We start from the raw sequence: 845 nt of genomic DNA on the forward strand, positions 1-845 counted from the left end.
GGGTTGCACGTAACTTGTAAAATAAAAGGTAACGAAGGTGCTTAAAACGCTTATGTAGCAACGGGTCTCATCGACTTTTGCTCGGTCAAATAAGCGAGCTTCCGTTAGCTTATTTCTTTATTTTGTCTTTCTTAAAATAAGTTAACTTTAGCTAATATCTGATAAGCCAACATTCGTTGGCTTATTTTTTTGCACTTTTTTAAGTAAAAATACATAAACGAGGTAATCATGAAACAAAATGTTGGCATTTTCATTAAAGAATATCGCAATCAACGTCGGTTGTCGCAAACAGAATTTGCGAAAAGGGCAGATGTCACACAAACAATCATCTCAAATCTTGAACGGGGCCAAGTTAAGTCTGTCACCACTACTCATGCCGCGGGCATTGCTCGAGCAATGGGCATGACTATATCGGAGTTTATGGAAAAGTTTGAGGTCTAATGTGCAAAGAATTTCAATTCAACAGGTTCAGGCATTTGAACAATTTTATCGAATTCCAAAAGCCCTTTTTATTTCCGAAAAATACAACGATATGAAACTGGAATCCAAAGTAGCCTACGCCATTTTGAGAGATCGCTTTGAACTATCTGTTCGCAATGGTTGGGTCGATGATGATCAAAATGTTTATTTTGTTTATACGATTGCCGCTCTAGGTGATTTGCTCAGTTGCGGTAAAAATAAGGTCTTAGGTATCAAGAAAGACTTGGGGGAACATGGCCTTTTAGAAGAAGTTCGACAAGGTTTAAACAAACCCAATCGACTATATTTAGGCTTAGCAATTGATGAAAATGATGAAAAAAACAGCCCTGAACCCTTGGTACAAGCGGAAGTTTCAAAATCAAACT

Annotated in this window: 2 protein-coding genes; both read left to right on the plus strand. The window is 37.5% G+C overall.

Annotated features, from left to right (window positions below):
- The first annotated feature begins 228 nt into the window (after nt 1-228).
- Entirely contained in the window at nt 229-441 is a 213-nt protein-coding gene (locus AOQ32_RS08365; RefSeq protein ID WP_059394395.1) for a helix-turn-helix domain-containing protein, read from the plus strand.
- A gap of 1 nt (nt 442) precedes the next feature.
- The coding region (locus AOQ32_RS08370; protein WP_148666549.1) for a replication initiator protein A at nt 443-845 on the plus strand (403 nt) is incomplete at its 3' end.

The sequence above is a fragment of the Fructobacillus tropaeoli genome, from assembly GCF_001047135.2.
GTDB classification, from domain to species: domain Bacteria; phylum Bacillota; class Bacilli; order Lactobacillales; family Lactobacillaceae; genus Fructobacillus; species Fructobacillus tropaeoli.